Here is a 17285-nt window from a genome sequence, read left to right on the forward strand (position 1 = left end):
TTTTAAAGAAACATTAAGGAAATAACACCTCAATGTTTCTTTAATGTTTCTTAGAATTGATAATTCATTCCTAAGCCAAAAGTTATTCCTTTTTTGTAGTTGAAAACCAAAACATCTCCCCCAGCATTTTCTTGAACTCTTTTGAATTCTGGATTTAAAATATTTCTGGCACCAAAGTCAATACCTAGATTTTTATTCAATTTTGTTTTTAAAACAAAATCTAAAGATCCCATAGCTTTATCAACTAAATTTCCTTTTCCTTCGTTACCAATTGCGTAAAGTTTATCAGAGTAGTGGTTGTAAGAAAGTGTAGCAATCAATCCGCCTTCTTTAGTCCAATTTTTTGCATACGATACATCAGCATTTAAAATCAAATCCGATGCTCCAGTAAAACCAGAACTGCTATCCGTAAGATTGATATTTAAATCGGTTTCATCAATAACCTTTTGTTCGTCAATATCCTGATGTGTTTTCATGTAAGAAGCATTAAAACCGAATGAAAGTCTATTCGTTAATTCTTCATCAAAATCAAAAATATTTTTTCTAGCTTCTAATTCAACACCATAAGCATAACCCGTATCTCCAATATTTACCCAAGAAATATCATTAGATGCCGAAGCAATTACCACTTCATTGATTGGATCTAAAATATATTTTCCGAAAGCTGTTACCGAAAATACTTCGTCACTTTTTGGAAACATTTCCCATTTAACGTCTAAATTATAATTTTGAGAAGGATACAAATATGGATTACCAATTTTTGACTCCATTACGTCTTCGTAAACAAATAATGCACGCTCTTTAAATTGTGGTAACGTATAGGTTTTACTAGCTGCCAAACGAAGGTTTTGTTTTTCGTTCAACTCATATTTTAATACTAAACTTGGTAAGAATTCATTTCTTTCAAACGTATTAATTCCGCCTCCAGCATCAAATTGCGTTCTCCACTCAACTGTTTGCGCAATATTTTCATATCGAAGACCAGCAACAAAACTGAATTTCTCTCCAAAAGTATATTCTAAATTAGCAAACCCTGCGTGAATATCCTGATCACCACTATAGGTTTGCGGTGTCATCCCTGCAAAAGAAGTAATTGAGAATGTTCCGTTATTGTAATTTTGTTGATTGAAAAAGGCATCTAAATTATTAGGATCAACAATTGTATTTTGACCAGCATCAGTTACCGGAAAGTTAAATTGTATCGCTTCAAAATCACGTGTTTTAAATTTACCATTATAACCCGCTACAATTTTACCTTTAGAATCACCATTTTTAGGATCACCTAATTTATAAGAAAAAGCCATGTTAGCGGCAATCTCGTCTTCTTTTAGGTTTTGAAAATACCTTTGATTATCAGTAGTAGTACGTTGTGCAATATTGTAATAATCATTATTTCTGTAGTAAAACAATTTGTTTTGGGTTCTATCTGGCATATCACCTTCTACCGTATTGTAAGATGCTCCCCAATCGAATCCAAATTTGTCTGTCAATTTGTGACTTCCCAATAACTGATTAATAAATACTGTATTTTGAGTAAAAGTTCCTCTTTGTACTTGTAAATCTGCATTCGCATTATCATAATCACGATCTCTTCCTACATATACATCTCTTGTTTGCTCAGAAGAATTTACATATAATAAGTTATATCCAATTTTATGATTGTTGTTTATACGGTAATTAGCATTAAACATTCCGGTAGTATTGGTATTGTATGTATACTTTTCCTGATTAAAAGATTTTAATTCTGCAGCTTGAGCATTAACCGCTTGTGTTAATCCTTCTCTGAATTCGTAACCACTATTAAAACTTGCCGTACCAAAAAGGCCAATTTTTCCTTCTTCACCTACGTTAAATGATTTTCCGGCTTTTAAAGCAATATCACCACCAAACGGCGCTTCTTTAGTTGGGTTTAAACTATTTTCAAAATTATATCCTGATAAGGCATTTGACGGAACTCCGTAAGAAACAAAACCAGTTTTATTAGGACCTTGTTGCAACAAAAAGTTATTAGTTTGTCCTAAAGCATTTGTATTCACTTTTGATCCTAAAGAAAGTTCAAACATTCCATCACCTCTATAATCTTTAGAAACGATATCTACATTTCCTCCAGCAAAATCGCCATAGATTTTAGAACCATACACTTTATCTATCGAAATATATTCTACAATATCTGTTGAGAAAATATCCAAAGCAATATTTTTACGTTCAGGATCATTTGACGGAATTGGCAATCCGTTCATAGAAGTTGAATTATAACGATCCCCTAATCCACGAACATAAATATTGTTATTTCCTTCTTGTTTAGAAACCCCAGCTGTTTTTACAACTGCCGCAGCTACATCACCCACACCCTTTCTTGATAGTTCTTGCGCCCCGATAGATTGTTTAATTTCAACCGCATTTTTTTGATCTAACAATAAAGCTGATTCTTTTTGGCGGTTAACTGTAGTTTGAATCACCACATCGTCTAAGGTGTAGCCACCCGAAGAAAGGGTTTGGTTTATCGTTATGGTTTCATTGGCTTTTACGGTTACTGGTACTTCTACCGTTTCGTAACCTACAAAGCTAAATTGCAAGGTGTATTTTCCGGCAGGAACCGAAATGGAATACTTTCCGTCTAGGTCTGAGTTAGCATTATAATTTGTACCTTTAACTACAATGTTGGCAAAAGGTAGGGTTTCGTTATTCATTTCTTTATCGGTCAAAGTTCCCTTAATGGTTCCCTTGGTTTGCGCAAAAGATATTCCGCAAAGGAATAAGGTGATAAATAGAAATCGTACGTTAAATTTCAGTTTCATTTTTGTGTGTGTTTATTTTTGGTGCAAATTAACGGTGGCTTTGTAAAGTTCATGTTAGGCTCTTGTTATGGTTTTGTCTTCTAAATATTAACAAATTGTTATTAATTTAAATTACAGTTAACACAACTTTTTAAAGCTTTAAATAGTTATATCTTTACACTCGGATAAAATGATCGCAGGAGCTAATAGGTTCAATTAAGGCGATTTAAACCTCAATTTTTTCTTTATTAATTGTATATGAAAAAGACACAAACTAAGATTTTATTAGTAGATGATGAACCGGATATCCTCGAAATCGTAGGATACAATCTTTCGCAAGAAGGATACCAAATTGTAACGGCTTCTAATGGTAAAGAGGCTATACTTAAGGCACAAAAAGAAATGCCGGATCTTATAATTATGGATGTGATGATGGCCGAAATGGACGGTATGGAGGCTTGCGAAAACATTCGAAAAATACCTGAGTTAAGTAATGTAATTATTACCTTTTTAACGGCTCGTAGCGAAGATTACTCACAAGTTGCCGGTTTTGATGCGGGTGCCGATGATTACATCACCAAGCCTATCAAACCAAAATTATTGGTGAGTAAAGTAAAAGCCTTGTTGCGAAGAACGGTTGAAGAAACGGTAAGCAACGATACTTTAAATGTGGGCGGAATCGAAATTAACCGAGAAGAATATAAAATCATCAAAGGGAACGAAGAAATTTCGTTGCCGCGAAAAGAGTTTGAATTGTTTTACCTTTTGGCTTCAAAACCTGGAAAAGTATTCAAACGCGATGAAATTTTAGATAAAGTTTGGGGTAACGAAGTAGTAGTGGGCGGACGTACGATTGACGTGCACATCCGAAAATTGAGAGAAAAAATTGGCGAAGAACTTTTTAAAACCATCAAAGGAGTAGGTTATAAATTTGAAGTTTAAATAACAATTTAGTTCGTGTAAACCATTAAGGGTTTTGTTGAGTTAAGTAATTAATACTTAATTTTACTCAATTCTTAATGGTTTATTAGTTTGTAATCCTCCATTTCTAATCGAAATTTAATGCATGAAAATTAGTTTTAAAAAAACATACAAATTTGCAGTTAAGTCAGCACTTTATATTAGTTTGTTTGCCACGGCCTTTGTGGTGCTGTTGCAGTATTTATTTTATAAAAAAACACACGAAAATCTCGTGTTTTTTGCTATCGTTTTTCTTATAGTATGTTATCTTTTTTCTTTCTTGGTTTTACAATATCGTGTAGAACGTTTTATTTATAGAAGGGTAAAAAAAATATACGATGAGGTTTCGTTATTAGAATCTACCTCGTTGCTCAATCAGCCGATCACTACAGATATGGAAACGCTTTCGCGTGAGGTGAAAAAATTTGCAACCGAGAAAAAACTCGAAATCGAAATGCTCGAAATTCGTGAAGCGTATCGAAGGGAATTTTTAGGAAACGTTTCGCATGAATTGAAAACACCGCTTTTTACCGTGCAAGGCTATATTTCGACCTTGTTAGATGGTGCTATGGACGATAAAGTAATTCGGAAAAAATACCTTAAACGTGCCGAAAATGGAGTGGAAAGGTTGATTTATATCGTTGAAGATTTGGATATGATTACCAAATTAGAGTCGGGCGATTTGAATCTGGAAGTAACCGATTTTGATATCGTGGCGTTAATTCAAAATGTATTCGATTTACTCGAAATGAAAAGCAGTAGCAAGAATATCAAATTGACTTTCGAAAAAAAATACATGCAGCCTATTTTGGTAAAAGGCGATCGCGACCGCATTCAGCAAGTCTTAGAAAATTTAATTGTCAATTCGATTAAATACGGAAAAGAAGATGGTTTAACCGAAGTAAGTATTGTGAATTTGACCAAGAAAAAAGTGCTTATTCGTATTAGTGATAACGGCGAGGGTGTTGAAAAACAAAACATTGGGCGTTTGTTTGAACGTTTTTATAGAGTCGATAAAAGTGGTTCTCGCTCCGAAGGTGGTTCTGGTTTAGGTTTGGCCATCGTAAAACATATTATCGAAGCGCACAACGAAAAAGTATATGTAGAAAGCGAATATGGTATTGGGTCTGATTTTTCATTTACCATGGAAAAAGCCATAAAAAAAGAAAAAACACCCAAACATCCAAAATCATAAAAGAGTAAAAGAGTAAAATAGATTTTTTATAAAGAGCTGTTGTTTTTAAAACGACAGCTTTTTTTTTAACCACTTTTTTGTGGATTTGTGATGTTTTTATTTAAAGTATTTGTAATCTGTTATTTAACTGTTTTTGATTACGGTAATTTACCAATAGCGTAACATTAAATTAATATTAAGGCTAGAAATTAACATTAGGTTTGCCGAAAATAAACACAACAATAACGATTAGTTAAAATGAAAAAAAGTTTAATTGCGTTTGTGCTTTTGCTTTCGGGTTTTGTGCAAGCTCAAGATGTTCAAAAAGAAGAAGTTAAAAAAGAAGTTCTACGATTATTAGATTCGATTAATTCAGTAAAAGAAAAAGAAAAACCTCAAAAAACCTCCGGGAACAAATGGTACGATGTGCTTAGTTTGCGAGGATATGCTCAAGTGAGATACAATGGCTTAATAGCTACCAATGATAAAGTTTCGTGTGATCAATGTGATAAATCATGGGGAACTACTGCTACCGAAGAAGGCGCAAAAGCAAACGATGGTTTTTTTATTCGCCGAGCTCGTGTGGTGCTTTCGGGACAAGTTCATCCCAATGTTTTTATTTATTTTCAGCCTGATTTTGCCAGTTCGCCGGGAACCGGAATTCATAATTTTGTACAATTGCGCGATTTATATGCCGATGTTTCTTTTGATGCCAAAAGAGAATACCGCGTTCGAATTGGGCAAAGTAAAGTCCCTTTTGGTTTCGAAAACATGCAATCCAGTTCCAATCGTTTGAGTATGGATCGTAACGATGCATTAAACAGTGCTATTCCGAATGAGCGTGATTTAGGAATGTTTTTTTATTGGGCACCAAGCGAAATCAGAGAACGTTTTGCCATGTTGGTACGCGATGGTTACAAAGGTTCGGGCGATTTTGGAGTTTTTGCTTTCGGGGTATACAACGGGCAATCGGTTAATAAATTAGAGGGTAATCGCAACTTACATGTGGTGTCGCGTATTACGTATCCTTTTGTGATAGGAAGTCAGATTATTGAGCCAGGAATTCAGGCGTATACCGGAAAATGGGCTTTTACCAACGAAATTTCTTCGGGTGTAAGTGTTGCCGATAAGCAGTATACTTTAGACCAACGTGTGGGTGCTACTTTTGTATTATATCCAAGACCTTTTGGAGTGCAAACCGAATATAATTTTGGAAAAGGGCCTCGTTTTAACAAGCAAGATATGGCTGTAGAAGTGGGCGACTTAAACGGAGGTTATGTGTTGCTGAATTACAAATGGGATATCAATAAAAAACAATTGTTATACCCGTATGCTAAGTTTCAATATTATGATGGTGCCAAAAAATTCGAAAAAGACGCCAGAAGTTATATGGTTCGCGAATATGAATTGGGTGTCGAATGGCAACCGTTTAGAGCTTTAGAGTTTACAGCACAATATGTGTTTTCAGACAGAACATTTGAAGATAGTGTTTTGTTAAACAACCGACAAAAAGGAAATACACTCCGATTACAGGCACAGTTCAATTTTTAACAAAAGTAGTTAAAAAAGGACGTTATAGAATAGAAAATGGTAATTGTCTTTTTTTTAATTGTAATTGATTTTGTATGAATTAATTAACTAAATTTAGGAAGCTATTTTATTTGTTTTCAGAAGGTTGAAAAGTAATGATAGCGTAATTTAGAATTAACATTAAGATAATGTACTCGCTGTACTTTCGCATAAAATTTAAAAATAAACACACACAAAAATGAACAAATCAAAACTACTATTGTTTTTACCACTATTGGCTATTTTAAGTTGTGGTAAATCAAAATCAGATGAAAAAGATGCTACTCAAAATACAGCTTCTACATCGGTAACGATTAAAGGCAGCGATACCGTATTGCCTTTAGCCCAAAAAGAAGCCGAAACCTTGATGTTGAGTGATAAAGGTATTAGTGTAACAGTAGTAGGAGGTGGTTCTGGAGTAGGAATTACTGCTTTAATGGACGGTACTACTGATATTGCCATGGCTTCGAGAGATTTAAAAACCGAAGAAAAGCTAAAATTTTCCGAATCTAAAAAAGAAGTTGAAAAAGTAACCATCGCTTTTGATGCGTTAACGGTAATTGTAAATCCAGCCAATAAAGTATCGCAATTAACACGTCAACAATTAGAGGAAATTTTTACCGGAAAAATTACCAATTGGAAAGAAGTTGGGGGAGCCGATGAAAAAATTGTAGCCTATTCGAGAGAGTCTTCTTCAGGAACTTATGAGTTTTTTAAAGAAGAAGTTATGGAAAACAAAAATTATGCAACCAATATTTTGAGTTTACCAGCCACTGGAGCCATTGTGCAAGCTGTTGGGCAAACAAAAGGAGCTATTGGGTATATTGGTTTGGCTTACGAAACCAAAGAGGTAAAACAATTAGGCGTTTCGTATGATGAAGGGAAAACATTCATCGAGCCTTCTGTTGCCAACGCTAAAAACAAAACCTATCCTATTTCGCGACCTTTATTTTACATGTTCGATAAAACCAATGCGAACAAAGTAAAACCAATTGTAGATTATGCGCTTTCAGACGAAGGTCAAAAAATTGTGGGCGAAATTGGTTATGTTCCTTTAAAATAATCAAACAAAATCAAAGGCTGCCTAGAAAACAGCCTTTTTTGTTGAATTACTTGGGCGTTTTCGCACGGAATTGATTTTTTAATGCTCATTTGCGACAACGTTTCCAGAACTAATATTAGCAATATTGAAAACAAACTTCAAAAGGCTTAAAGAAAAAAGCATCGAATGTATTTTGATGTTAAGTAGTGCCGCCACCAGTATCATAGTGGTTTTAATCGTTTTTTTTCTTTTCATGGAAGGAGCGGGGGTTTTTACCAAAAAGCCAATTGAAGACGGCTTTCTTTTGGCTGTTTCGCCATCCAATCCAGTAAAAAAATTAGAGCCATCTCAAATTAAAGATATTTTTGATCAAAAAATAACCAATTGGAAAGAAGTTGGTGGTAAAGATGAACCCATCGTTTTATTTAGGACTTCCGATATTAGTACCTATTATACGGATGAAGAATTAGGGGAGAATTTCGAATTTTTTCCAGCCAAGATTAATGAACTAATTAGTAAGCAACCGGGTATAATTGCATTTTTTTCAGACAAATACAAAGCCGAAAATTTTAGTGGACGCGAACTCGAAATTAACAAAATAAAAGTATTCGAATTTCTATCAGGCGAAGAATGGTTTCCTACGGCACAACCTATTGCCCAAATGGGGGTGAAACCGCTAATTTATGGGACACTTTGGGTGAGTTTGGGAGCTATTTTAATTGCACTTCCTATCGGATTAGCTGCGGCTATATTTTTGAGTGAAATCGCTCGCAAAAAAGTTCGTAATTTGGTGAAACCGCTTATTGAATTGTTAGCAGGAATTCCATCGGTTGTATACGGTTTTTTTGGATTGGTAGTGATTGTTCCTTTAATTCAAAGTACGTTTAATTTACCCGTAGGAGAAACGGGCTTGGCGGGTAGCGTGGTCTTGGCTATTATGGCTTTGCCAACGATTATAACCCTTTCGGAAGATGCCATGCGCAATACCCCTCGTGCCATGAAAGAAGCTAGTTTGGCTTTAGGTGCTAGTCAATGGCAAACGATTTATAAAGTGGTTATACCGCACTCGGCATCCGGAATCACTGCGGGTGCTATTTTGGGAATTGGGCGTGCTATTGGCGAAACTATGGCGGTGTTAATGGTTACCGGAAATGCTGCCGTTATTCCGCATACACTTTTAGAGCCGGTGCGTACTATTCCAGCCACCATTGCGGCCGAATTAGGAGAAGCACCAAACGGAGGATTGCACTACGAAGCCTTATTTGCATTAGGTTGTATTTTATTTATCATCACATTCGGAATTAATTTGTTGGTTGAATTGGTTAGTAGCAAACAAAAACACAAAAAGCATTAGTATGAAAAAAGCACAAAATTTGGCCCGAAAAAAAAGTGTAAGTCAAAATATCGCTTTTACCATTTTTAGCCTAATCAGTTATGCTATTGTGGCTTTATTAGTGGTGATTTTAGCTTTTATCGTTATCAAAGGGATGGGCGTAATTAGTTGGGAATTTATTACCGAAATGCCTAAAAACGGCATGACCGAAGGAGGTATTTTTCCTGCTATTGTCGGAACCTTGTGTTTGGTTGGTGTGAGTATGGTTTTTGCATTTCCGATTGGAATTTTAGCGGCAATTTACATGAACGAATACGTAAAAGATGGTTGGGTAAAACAAATTATCAAGCAAATGACCAATAATTTAGCAGGAGTTCCCTCTATCGTTTTTGGCCTTTTCGGAATGGCTTTGTTTGTTAATAAATTGGGATTTGGCGATTCGATTCTCGCCGGCGGACTAACCTTAGGATTATTAGTGTTGCCCGTAGTAATTCGAACGACAGAAGAGGCTTTAAAAGCCATTGACGATTCGTTCCGACAAGCCAGTACAGGTTTGGGCGCAAGCAAGTGGCAAACAACCAGTCAAGTGGTTTTTCCTATTGCTTTTCCGAATATCATCACCGGTTTGATTTTGTCTATAGGAAGGGTTTCGGGCGAAACCGCTCCTATTTTATTTACTGTAGCAGCGTATTTTTTGCCTAAATTACCAACTTCTATTTTTGATCAAGCTATGGCTTTACCCTACCATTTGTACGTAATTGCTACCAGCGGAACCAATATCGAAGCGTCTCGTGCTATGGCGTATGGAACGGCACTTGTTTTAATTGTTATCGTATTAATTTCCAATTTACTGGCCAATGCGCTTCGTAAATATTTCGGAAAAAAAGTAAAAATGAACTAGAATGCACAAAATAGAAACTAAAAACGTTAATTTTTTCTACGGAGAAAATCACGCCTTACACGATATTTCGTTGGCCATGAAAGCCAATACCATCACAGCCTTAATCGGACCCTCAGGCTGTGGTAAATCGACCTATTTGCGATTGCTTAATCGAATGAATGATTTAATTGATGGCACCCGTTTGGAAGGTGAAATTTTGATTGATGGCGAAAATATTTACGATAAAAATACCAATGCCTACGATTTGAGAAAAAATGTAGGGATGGTGTTTCAAAAACCAAATCCTTTTCCAAAATCTATTTTTGAAAATGTTGCTTACGGATTAAAAGTAAATGGCATTACCGATAAAGCGGTAATCGAAGAACGCGTTCATACTTCCATTCAGCAGGTGGCTTTATGGGATGAGGTGAAAGACAAACTGAAAAAATCGGCATTTGAACTTTCGGGAGGACAACAACAACGTTTGTGTATTGCGCGTGCTTTGGCTGTGCAACCATCGGTATTGTTGATGGACGAACCCACTTCGGCATTAGATCCTATCTCGACTTCTAAAATAGAAGAATTATTATTCGAATTGAAAAACAAATACACTATAGTAATTGTAACGCACAACATGCAACAAGCTGCCCGTGCGAGTGATAATACCGCCTTTTTTTATATGGGAAGGTTAATTGAAATGGATAAAACCAAAACTATTTTCACCAAACCAAATCAAAAACAAACCGAAGATTACATCACCGGCCGATTTGGTTAATAGCAGGTTTTAAAGTTGAATTTTAAAAATAAACACAATGACAATACCTTTTGAAGTTGAATTAGAAAAATTAAAAAATACGATTATTAAAATTGCCGATTTGGCCGAACAACAAGTAACCGAAGCTACGGCTACTTTATTAGCAGAGTCAAAACCCGAAAATAAAGTAATCAAACGAACCGAAGATAAAATCGATAAATTGGATGTAAAAATTGATCAAATTTGTCAAAAAATCTTCGCTTTAAAACAACCTGTGGCCTCCGATTTGCGCTTTATCATGTCGGCTATGCAAATTAGTAACGAAATAGAACGCATAGGCGATTTGTCGATGAGTGTGGTGAAAAAGACCAAAAAAATCAATGACAAACACGATTTGATAAAACGTTTCGGAATTGATGAGGTTTGCAAACAAATCGTGGCCATCAACCAAAAAGCCAACGAATGTTTTATCAGCCGAAACGAAAATACCATTGGTGAAATATTCATCTTAAATAAAAGCATCAAAAATAAAACCAGCGAAGCCATCCACGAAATCATTGCAGTGATGAAAACCAATTCGAAAACCGTGGTTTCCGGTACCCATTTGATTATTGTATTAAAACATTTGGAGCGCATTTCGGAACATTGTACCAATATAGCCGAATATGTGTATTTTATGATAAATGCCAAAATAATCAAACACGATAAGTTAGGCGATATTGAAGGTTTAGAAGGAGAAGAATAAAAGAAAAAGCGTTAGGTTCTGATGATGAACGTAACGCTTTTTTCGATTGGAAGGCAAAGAATTAATAATTAACTAGGCTTTTCAAAAACAGTAAATAAAGTTTCCCAATCAATTTGGGAATGCAGTTTGGGTAATCCTTCAAAAGTATCAATTTTGGAAACTTGTTCCATACAAAAATCATCTTGCAAAGCATACGGAACGAGTTTTTCTTCTTGTAATTTTTCGGCTAGATACACTTGCTCGTATTGACCAGGAGTAGGGATAAAAAAGGCCTTTTTTTCCAATTTCACTAAATCCATTATGGTGGTATAACCCGAACGGCAAACTATTTTATCACTTTCATTAAAAGTTTGTTCAAGTTGTTTGGTGTTCATATAATTGTAAAAAGTAATATGATCCACTTGTTCTTTTACTTGGTTTTTTTCGACAATACCTTTTATAAAAACCACTTTTCCGGTGTATTTTAAAAGTTCGGCTTTGAGTTTGTCTTCTAGCAAACTGCGTTGCGGCTCAGGACCGGATAAAATCACCATTAAATCGTATTGTTTGTCGATTTCCTTCTTTTTCATTCGGCTCAACGGACCGATGTATTTTAATTTTAAAGAATTGCTTTTTACATGGCCTAAATCGCCTGTTAAATTGGGTTTTCCGGCTAAATCGGGTACCCAGCATTCGTTGTATTTTTTTATAAAATGTTGGTGCCATTTACTAGTTAACCAAGTGGTGTTTCCGGTTAAAACATTCAGTTGGTGGGTAATGAAAACCGAAGGAACTTTCGAACTAAAAACACCCAAACGATTGTCGGAGATAATGCCTTCAATTCCGTATTTTTTTACCCATTTGTTAATTAACCGTTTCTCATCTAAAACCGCTTCAATCATTTTGGGTGAATTTTTAATCAATTTCCATTTGAAATTTTTACCATTTTTGGCGTATTCAATTTGATAAGAAGGCAGTGTTAAAGCTTGAATATAAGGGAATTCTTTTTTTAATAATTCTAATGCAATTCCGTCTGAGGCAATAATCGGAATGTAATTGTTTTCTTGTAGGGCTTTGATAATCGGAATGCAGCGTGTAGCATGACCAAGCCCCCAATTTAAAGGTGCAACTAATATGGTTTTATTTGTAGGACCAATTTGGTTCATAGTTTAAAAATTGAATTAAAGGTAATTTAAAGTTACATTTAAACTGTTTCAAGCATATTTTTTTAAGATTACTAAACGATTAAGATTCACGGTTTTTCTGCCCTAAAAATACGCTCGAAGTTGCACACTTCCGGTATGGATGGTGTTGCTTGTGGCCGCTTTTCGTCCCTGATAATTAACGTTAACGTCTAAAAATTGTGTAATGTTTTTCTGAATCAAACAGCGCCAAACTAAGTTTTGCCCCGCCTGTAATCCTTCCAACATTTGAAAGCCTACAGCCGATAATTCGTTACCTTTAAATTTGTTTTCGTATAAAGAAAATTCGCCATTGAGTGTTACTTTTTTAGTACCAGCATACGAAAAAGAAGTTCCTAATCGGTGTTGTTGTAGGGTTTCGAAAGCACCAATTTGATTGTTTTTTTGGGTGTGTTCGTAAAAGAAATCCAAACTGCTGCTTTTAGAAAAAACGTAACTCACTTTAGGCGCCAATTGGTAGCCATTAATGCGGTAATTTTTATCGACAAAATCAGCCGATTCTAACGTGGTAAAAATGCTTTTGGTGAAAAAACCCAATAGCCACGTTTTTTGCAACAAATGGTTGTATTGCAATTGATGCGAGCTGTTTTTGGTGGCTTGCGACCCAATATTAAGCAAACTCTTGGTTTGATTTTGTAAATACGTATAGGTTACCGAATGGTTTTGTTTGCCCCGATTATAAAACAAACTATTACGAATGCTGCTGTTTAATCCCAATGCATTTTCTGCATCTAAATCAAACGGATTCAATTCAAATTTAGAGCCGTCGTTTTTTACTTTTCGTTCCAAAAGCAAGGCGGTTTGGTTGTAAAAATGGGATAGTATTTTTTGAAAACCTGTTTTGTTTTGCCATTGCGAAGGGTTGAAAGTGAGTGATTGCGAAAATTTATTTTGATTGGTTTTGATGTAAACCCGATTGGGTAAAAATACCCGAATATATTGTGCTTGATCCTGAAATGCAGCAACTTCAAACTCCTCTAATTCTTGTGTGCCATTGCCGTTATAATCAATCCAAGTGTAAACGCCTTGACCAACTGGGACTTCTACATAAGTGAACTCTTGCTGTGGTAATGTTCCTGAGGTGGTTTCGTATAAAGTGGTACTCAACAACAATTGATTAAACCAGCGGTCGTTATACAACACACGCGAATTTAAAGAGGAAACCGAAGGCTGATTGGTCTCTTCATAATGCAGCGTTCTGTAATGGGCATAAACCGATAAATCACTTTTTGAAGTTTGTAAAATTCGAGATTTGATTTGCCAACTATTCGAACGGTTAACACGTTGTAAAATATTATTTTGTACACTATCGTTAACGCGATTCAAATAACCTAATTCTACAAAAACTTTCGTGCTGTCACCACGACCGGCAAAGAAACTGTATTCCGAAAAACGTTGGCTTAACGGGGTAACGGTTTGTGTAATGTTGTTTTTTTGTTGATTGTCTTCATTCCGGATTTTGGAGCTTATCCAATTTTTATTCCATTGGTACTGAAGTTTACTGTTGTTTCGTAAAAACTGCGAATTATTAGGTTCTCCTCGACTTTTTAAATAACTTCCTTTTGTGTCAAAATACCAATGTTTGCTTTGAAAATTACCCCAAACCGAATGACGATTTCCGTTGTAATAGGTTCCCAAATCCAATTTCTCGAAACTATAATTGAAATGTGCCGATACGGTGGCCGATGGTAGCCAAGCAAATTGCAAACCCGAATTTAGTAAACTTTGATTGCCCGAAAGCAAGGTCGAAATGTTCCAGTCACGACTAAACTCAATAGTATACAAGCGTTCAACCGACTGAAAATTTTCTTGAACAAATTGGTAATTAGCATACGCATCTAAATTCCATTTTCCGGTAAAAAAACGATGTTTACTGCGAATGTTTCCGGCTAGCCCCGTATTGTTAGCGTCGTCTAAATTCGAATACAAATTCAAATCGTTATTGCTCACACCCAATTCGAAATTTATATCGGTTTTTTCAGCCGATTGGTATCCGCCAAAAAAAGTCGCCACTTGTTTTTTTATGGGTGCAATTAGTTTGATAACTGGCGCATAATTCCCTTGTGAAATGCCATCAATAGGTGCTATATATTCATAAATGCGGTTAACGGTGGTGTTGCTTTGTAAGACATAATTTCCGAAGCCAGTGCCGACTAAAGAAAATTTCACATTGTAAAGCACTTGTGCCGTATCATCGGAATATTCGAATATTTCTTGACCGTCTTGAATGGTTTTTTTATATAAAACTGCATTTTCGGTATAAGTTTCTTCGTAAGCCGAAGGGGCTATCATCAAATCTGGATTGTCTCCAGCTTGGGCTAAAATAGCGGTTTGTTCGAGTGTTAAATTTTGTTGAAGCGGTTGGTTCTTTAAGTCGTTTTCCGAATAAAGGTACGAACCAAAATTCCATTTTCCAGTAGTGTGTTTGACTCCGTTGTAAGTAACAAATCGGGTGTAATTTTGTTGACTGTATTGGTATTCAACACTAATTCGCATTTCAGAAGTAATGGTAAACAAAGAGGTAAACGTGATTTCACCAGCATTGTAATCAATAGTATACTGATTGTTTTCGCCTCGGGTCAGCAGCGTTCCGTTTACATACACTCGCTCCGATCCCGAAACTACTAAAACATACAATTCACCATTTTGACCAATTAATTTATAAGGACCTTGATTGCCTTCCTGACCCACAAAATCACTTTTGGCATATTGTCCTCTAACCAAAGAAGCAGAGGCAAAGGCATTGGTTTTGCTTTTTTCTGTTTCCCAATCAACGTTAAGAGCCAAACCTTGTACTTTTTTTGTAAAGCGTAAAAACGAACTGCTGTTGTTTTCTAAGAAAATATCGCCCGCTCTAATGGACCAACTATCGGTAAATAATTCCATGAAAATGTTGTCGAATTGATCTAGTTTTTGCGAATAACCACCGTCTTGAAGCGGAATGTTACTGTCTTGTAAAGAGGTTCTTAAACTAACTTTGTCCGAAATTTTTCCGGTGATTTGAAGGTCTAAGTTTGAATTGACAACCGAATTTTGATTATTGCCAATCGTCAATCCACGGCTGATGCTTCCTGAAGTAGTCAATCCATCAAAAGGAGTGAGAATGTTTTTGGGAGGTTCAATTTCGTATAAAGTTCCCGTTACGGCATCATTGCTAATAATTTGATTGGAATTATAAGTACCGTATTCTTTGGTTAGAAAATCGGGATATAGCAAATAATAAACAGTAACGGAGTCGGTTTGAGCACGAAGTTTTTCGGTTAAAAATACAGCAGCTTTCGTGAAATCAACTGCGTAAAAATGGGGAGCAATCGTGTTTTGGTTCGCATCTTTAATTTCGAAATAACTGGCGTTTATACTGGTTTTTTCTAAATAAAGGGTATCTAAAGTGGTGGCAAAGGTACTGCTTTTGTATAGCGATTCGTGTTCTTGAGCCGTAAGCCCCAAACAGCGAAACAAAACAACAAATAAGAGTACTTTTTGCAACATAAATATACAACTCCAAAAATTCAAAAGTAGTGTTTAAAACGCTAAATTACGTAACTAAAAAAGGGTTTTGCCCGATAAGCAAAACCCTTCATGAATTGATAATTATCCAACTACAAGTTTAATTGATTTCCTTAGTGATAATTTGCATGGTTTCGCGACTTACTTGTTTTAGCAAAACCGTTTTATTTGTTTCTACCATTTCTGCGGCTTCTTCGTTGAAATGACGAATGGTATATAAAGTAACATTTTCGGTAAATTCGACTTTGAATTTTTTAGATAAAATCGAATTCAACTCGTTAAAATTTTCAAATTTATCTTCTACACAAACCGAAAAGCTAATAGCCGAATTCTGAATTAAATTCACTTTGATTTTGTAATCGTGAAATAATTTGAAGATTTCACTAATGTTTTCTTCCATGATAAAAGAAAAATCAATTGAAGAAAGTGAAATTAAAAGTTGGTTTCGTTTTACGATAAAACAAGGGTAATACGGCTCTAAATCAACTCCTTTTGATACCGAAGTTCCCGGTAATAAAGGATTAATAAATGATTTTACGTATAACGGAATTTCTTTTTTCTGTAAAGGTTGCAACGTTTTTGGGTGAATAACCGACGCTCCGTAAAACGCCAATTCAATAGCTTCGCGGTACGAAATTTGGTTTAATAAACTTGCATTTTCAAAATAACGCGGGTCAGCATTCATTACACCAGGAACGTCTTTCCAAATGGTTACGCTTTCAGCATTTAAGCAATAGGCAAAAATAGCAGCCGTATAATCTGAACCTTCGCGACCTAAAGTGGTGGTAAAGTTGTTTTCATCCGATCCCAAAAATCCTTGCGTAATGTTCAAGCTTTTGGTTTTGATGTTTTGTGCAATGTTTTGTTGCGTGAGTTCCCAATCAACTTCGGCATCGCGATAGTTGGCATTGGTTTTTACAAAGTTACGGACATCAATCCATTGAGTGTCTATCCCCATAAAACTCATAAAATGGCTCAAAATAGTGGTGGAGATAATTTCTCCCATACTTACGATTTGGTCGTAAACAAAGTTGTAATTCGGCGATTTGTTGTGCGCTAAAAAATATTCTAAATCGGAAAAATGCGCTTGAACGGCTTCAAAAACGGCATGGTTTTCGTCGTCGAATAAATCCAATAAGATTTGATTGTGGTATTTTTTTATTTCTTGAACGGATGAACTCAGTTCAGCCGATTGTTCAAAATAATTTTTAATTACGACTTCTAAAGCATTGGTTGTTTTGCCCATTGCCGAAACGACAAGCAATACATCTTCATAGCCGGCTTTTTGCAAAACCTCGTATACGTTTCTAATTCCGTCAGCATCTTTTACCGATGCGCCACCAAATTTAAATACTCTCATTTT

Annotated in this window: 12 protein-coding genes; 8 read left to right on the plus strand and 4 right to left on the minus strand. The window is 35.6% G+C overall.

All coding sequences use genetic code 11. The features are described 5' to 3' along the window. Window positions 1-50 precede the first annotated feature (50 nt). Window positions 51-2798 (minus strand): TonB-dependent receptor, encoded by a 2748-nt coding sequence (locus I5M07_RS14685; protein ID WP_200107202.1) that lies wholly within the window; start codon window positions 2796-2798, stop codon window positions 51-53. Window positions 2799-3035: 237 nt separating this feature from the next. Between I5M07_RS14685 and I5M07_RS14690 the strand changes: the two genes are divergently transcribed. The 8 genes from I5M07_RS14690 (at window position 3036) to phoU (ending at window position 11234) form a co-directional block, all read left to right on the plus strand. Then, window positions 3036-3719, plus strand: a complete 684-nt coding sequence (locus I5M07_RS14690; protein WP_200107203.1) for a response regulator transcription factor — start codon at window positions 3036-3038, stop codon at window positions 3717-3719. Window positions 3720-3843: 124 nt separating this feature from the next. Continuing rightward, complete coding sequence (locus tag I5M07_RS14695) at window positions 3844-4932, plus strand: sensor histidine kinase (RefSeq protein ID WP_200107204.1); 1089 nt, start codon at window positions 3844-3846, stop codon at window positions 4930-4932. Window positions 4933-5169: 237 nt separating this feature from the next. Further along, entirely contained in the window at window positions 5170-6462 is a 1293-nt protein-coding gene (locus tag I5M07_RS14700; protein ID WP_200107205.1) for a porin, read from the plus strand. 217 nt (window positions 6463-6679) lie between these two features. Further along, window positions 6680-7543 carry a PstS family phosphate ABC transporter substrate-binding protein gene (locus I5M07_RS14705; RefSeq protein WP_200107206.1) on the plus strand — a complete coding sequence of 288 codons (864 nt, stop codon included), beginning with the start codon at window positions 6680-6682 and terminating at the stop codon, window positions 7541-7543. A 124-nt stretch (window positions 7544-7667) separates the two neighbouring features. Continuing rightward, the gene (gene pstC / locus I5M07_RS14710) at window positions 7668-8876 is read left to right on the plus strand and encodes a phosphate ABC transporter permease subunit PstC (protein WP_233622080.1); all 1209 of its coding nucleotides are present in this window, start codon (window positions 7668-7670) and stop codon (window positions 8874-8876) included. A 1-nt stretch (window position 8877) separates the two neighbouring features. Further along, entirely contained in the window at window positions 8878-9756 is an 879-nt protein-coding gene (gene pstA / locus I5M07_RS14715) for a phosphate ABC transporter permease PstA (protein WP_200107207.1), read from the plus strand. A 1-nt stretch (window position 9757) separates the two neighbouring features. Then, window positions 9758-10510, plus strand: coding sequence for a phosphate ABC transporter ATP-binding protein PstB (gene pstB / locus I5M07_RS14720; protein WP_200107208.1), 753 nt, complete (start codon window positions 9758-9760; stop codon window positions 10508-10510). Window positions 10511-10547: 37 nt separating this feature from the next. Further along, complete coding sequence (gene phoU, locus I5M07_RS14725; protein WP_200107209.1) at window positions 10548-11234, plus strand: phosphate signaling complex protein PhoU; 687 nt, start codon at window positions 10548-10550, stop codon at window positions 11232-11234. A 68-nt stretch (window positions 11235-11302) separates the two neighbouring features. Here phoU and I5M07_RS14730 read toward each other — a convergent pair whose 3' ends face one another. The 3 genes from I5M07_RS14730 to I5M07_RS14740 all read right to left on the minus strand — a co-directional run bounded on the left by I5M07_RS14730 (window position 11303) and on the right by I5M07_RS14740 (window position 17282). After that, window positions 11303-12379: a glycosyltransferase gene (locus tag I5M07_RS14730; RefSeq protein ID WP_200107210.1), complete on the minus strand. Its 1077-nt coding sequence runs from the start codon at window positions 12377-12379 to the stop codon at window positions 11303-11305. 102 nt (window positions 12380-12481) lie between these two features. Beyond that, window positions 12482-15904, minus strand: coding sequence for a hypothetical protein (locus tag I5M07_RS14735; RefSeq protein ID WP_200107263.1), 3423 nt, complete (start codon window positions 15902-15904; stop codon window positions 12482-12484). A 118-nt stretch (window positions 15905-16022) separates the two neighbouring features. After that, window positions 16023-17282 (minus strand): aspartate kinase, encoded by a 1260-nt coding sequence (locus I5M07_RS14740; protein ID WP_200107211.1) that lies wholly within the window; start codon window positions 17280-17282, stop codon window positions 16023-16025. Window positions 17283-17285 lie beyond the last annotated feature (3 nt).

The sequence above is a fragment of the Flavobacterium agrisoli genome (assembly GCF_016522065.1).
Lineage (GTDB): Bacteria > Bacteroidota > Bacteroidia > Flavobacteriales > Flavobacteriaceae > Flavobacterium > Flavobacterium agrisoli.

Excerpts from the sequence above, each read along its gene's own strand:
- I5M07_RS14690 (WP_200107203.1), top strand. The coding sequence starts at position 3,036 with ATGAAAAAGACACAAACTAAGATTTTATTAGTAGATGATGAACCGGAT.
- phoU (WP_200107209.1), top strand. The coding sequence starts at position 10,548 with ATGACAATACCTTTTGAAGTTGAATTAGAAAAATTAAAAAATACGATT.
- I5M07_RS14695 (WP_200107204.1), top strand. The coding sequence starts at position 3,844 with ATGAAAATTAGTTTTAAAAAAACATACAAATTTGCAGTTAAGTCAGCA.
- I5M07_RS14735 (WP_200107263.1), bottom strand. The coding sequence starts at position 15,904 with ATGTTGCAAAAAGTACTCTTATTTGTTGTTTTGTTTCGCTGTTTGGGG.
- I5M07_RS14730 (WP_200107210.1), bottom strand. The coding sequence starts at position 12,379 with ATGAACCAAATTGGTCCTACAAATAAAACCATATTAGTTGCACCTTTA.
- pstA (WP_200107207.1), top strand. The coding sequence starts at position 8,878 with ATGAAAAAAGCACAAAATTTGGCCCGAAAAAAAAGTGTAAGTCAAAAT.
- pstB (WP_200107208.1), top strand. The coding sequence starts at position 9,758 with ATGCACAAAATAGAAACTAAAAACGTTAATTTTTTCTACGGAGAAAAT.
- I5M07_RS14700 (WP_200107205.1), top strand. The coding sequence starts at position 5,170 with ATGAAAAAAAGTTTAATTGCGTTTGTGCTTTTGCTTTCGGGTTTTGTG.
- I5M07_RS14685 (WP_200107202.1), bottom strand. The coding sequence starts at position 2,798 with ATGAAACTGAAATTTAACGTACGATTTCTATTTATCACCTTATTCCTT.
- I5M07_RS14740 (WP_200107211.1), bottom strand. The coding sequence starts at position 17,282 with ATGAGAGTATTTAAATTTGGTGGCGCATCGGTAAAAGATGCTGACGGA.
- I5M07_RS14705 (WP_200107206.1), top strand. The coding sequence starts at position 6,680 with ATGAACAAATCAAAACTACTATTGTTTTTACCACTATTGGCTATTTTA.